The sequence below is a fragment of the Yinghuangia sp. YIM S10712 genome, from assembly GCF_051388935.1.
Taxonomy (GTDB): domain Bacteria; phylum Actinomycetota; class Actinomycetes; order Streptomycetales; family Streptomycetaceae; genus Yinghuangia.
Map to the genome: position 1 here is coordinate 1 of NZ_JBPKBI010000038.1, position 2,221 is coordinate 2,221.

At 70.4% G+C, this 2,221-nt stretch carries 2 protein-coding genes; both read right to left on the minus strand.

The window, feature by feature from the left end; all coding sequences use genetic code 11:
• Positions 1-466 precede the first annotated feature (466 nt).
• Positions 467-1,237, minus strand: coding sequence for an SDR family NAD(P)-dependent oxidoreductase (locus tag ACRX5W_RS32230; RefSeq protein WP_436791942.1), 771 nt, complete (start codon positions 1,235-1,237; stop codon positions 467-469).
• Positions 1,234-1,977: an SDR family NAD(P)-dependent oxidoreductase gene (locus tag ACRX5W_RS32235; RefSeq protein WP_436791943.1), complete on the minus strand. Its 744-nt coding sequence runs from the start codon at positions 1,975-1,977 to the stop codon at positions 1,234-1,236. Before ACRX5W_RS32235 ends, ACRX5W_RS32230 begins: the two co-directional genes overlap by 4 nt.
• Positions 1,978-2,221 lie beyond the last annotated feature (244 nt).

Here is a 2,221-nt window from a genome sequence, read left to right on the forward strand (position 1 = left end):
CCGCCAGACGTCCGCGCCGTTGTCGAGGCGCACCACGCGCGGGGCGTCGTCGGCGTACTTGGCGGGCAGCCGGCCCTCGAACATGTCCGGCGGCTCGATCACGTGGTCGTCGATGCTGATCAAGATCAGGTCGTCGCTGTTCATGGACGCCCCTTCCGTCTGAGGAGTCAGTGGTGCGGTCACGATCGAGGAGTGGTGCCGGGCCGGGCTTGCATTCCGTGGCAGGCCGGTGTGCGCGCAGTCGGCAAGGCCGACGCCACGCACACACCCCCGGCCGGAGCAGGCGCTCCCGGGTTTGCCCCGGCCGGGGTGTCAAGTGGGCGGTGAGCCGGCTCTGTGGGGCGGTGACAACCGGTCCGAGGGCCGCCGACCGTGCGGCCGGCCCGCGCCTTGTCTTCCAGGTGCCGTCATGCGTGGGTCCGTGCGAACTCCGCGCGGACCCACGGGACATCCGTGTTTCGCGGGATCAGATCCCCGCAGGGCCCGGGCCGCCGTGCATGTAGAGGGTCTGGCCGGAGCAGAAGCTGGACGCGTCGGACGCGAAGAACAGGACGCCGTTGCCGATCTCCTCGGGCTCCCCGAGCCGACCGGAGGCGTTCGTCTTGCCGACGGTCTCCGGATCGATGCCGTACCGGCCGAGGTCGTCCACGAGGGTGGCGGCGCGGACGGCTCCGACCGCGATGGCGTTGACGCGGATGCCCTTGGCGGTCCAGGCCGCGGCCATCGAACCGGTCAGGCTGTTCACGGCGGCCTTGGACGCCGCGTACGGCGCGGCCTGCGGCATCGACAGCAGGCTCGCACCGGACGAGATGTTCACGATCGCCCCCTTGCCCTGAGCCAGCATGGGCCCCGCGGCGGCGCGGGAGAGGAACCAGACGCTGCCCAGGTTGAGGTCCACGACCTGGTGCCACTCCTCTTCGGTCCACTTCGCGATCGACTTGGTCTCCGCGCCGCCCGCGTTGTTCACCAGGATGTCGAGGCGACCCAGTTCGCGCAGCGTGGTGCCGACCAGCTCTTGGCACTGCTCGGGGCTGGTGACGTCGGTCGGCACCGCGAGGGCCCGTCGGCCCAGCGCCTGGATCTCCTTGACAGTGGACTCCAGGGGTTCCGGGCGCCGCCCGGCCAGAACCACGTCCGCACCGCTTTCCGCGAGAACGAGTGCGGCGCCGCGGCCGATGCCGGTGCCGCCGCCCGTGATGACCGCGACCCGGCCGGTGAGATCGAATCGGTTGCTCACGTGACCGCCCCTCCGTTGACACCGATGACCTGGCCCGTGACATAGCCCGCCTCGTCCGTGCACAAGAACGCGCACACCGCGGCGATGTCGTCGCCCGTGCCCAGCCGGCCCGCGGGAACCATCCGCGCCAGCACCTCGGCAGGCGGCAGGTACTTCGACTCCTGCATCGTCCGCATCATGGGTGTGTCCGCGGTGAACGGCGGGATGGTGTTGACCGTGATCCCCTTCGCGGCGTACTCCAGCGCGAGAGTCTTGGTCATGGCGATCACACCGCCCTTCGACGCCGAATAGTGGACCTGGCGCAGTGCCCCTGTCTGCCCCGCCGCCGACGAGATGGTCACTATGCGACCCCAGCCGCCCGCGACCATGTCGCCGATCGCGGACTGTACGCAGTTGAACGTGCCGGTCAGGTTCACCGCGAGGGTCCGCGCCCATACGTCCGCGGTCAGTTCCTCGAACGGGACGAACCCGGAGACGCCCGCGCTTGTCACCAGTATCTCGATCGGGCCGAGCGCGGCACGTACCTCTCCCAGCGCCTTGTCCACCGCCGCCCGGTCCGACACGTCGGCCGCGACCCCGACGGCTTTTGCTCCGCTCGCACGCAGGGCGGAAGCAGCTTCCTCCGCGGCCGCGGCATCCAGGTCGAGCACACCCACGTGCCGGCCCTGGCGAGCCAGATGCTCGCAGATCGACAGCCCCAATCCCGACGCGCCGCCGGTCACCACCGCAACACGACTCAACCCGGCCTCCTCAAACAGGCGAGCGACCCACGGCCGCCGGAGGGCGACCGGCGCTTCCGCCAACGAATGCCATACGAACGTACAGTGCGGTTATACGGATGTACAGAACCCGGCTGGGAAAGTTCCGGGGGATTCGGCGGAGGCCTGCGAGGGCGCGCAGTCGGGCGGGCTATTCGGCGCTGGGGTGGGTGGGGCCGAGTTTGGCGTGCCCCGTGTGCGTCGTCGGGGGGGACCCCGTGGGTCC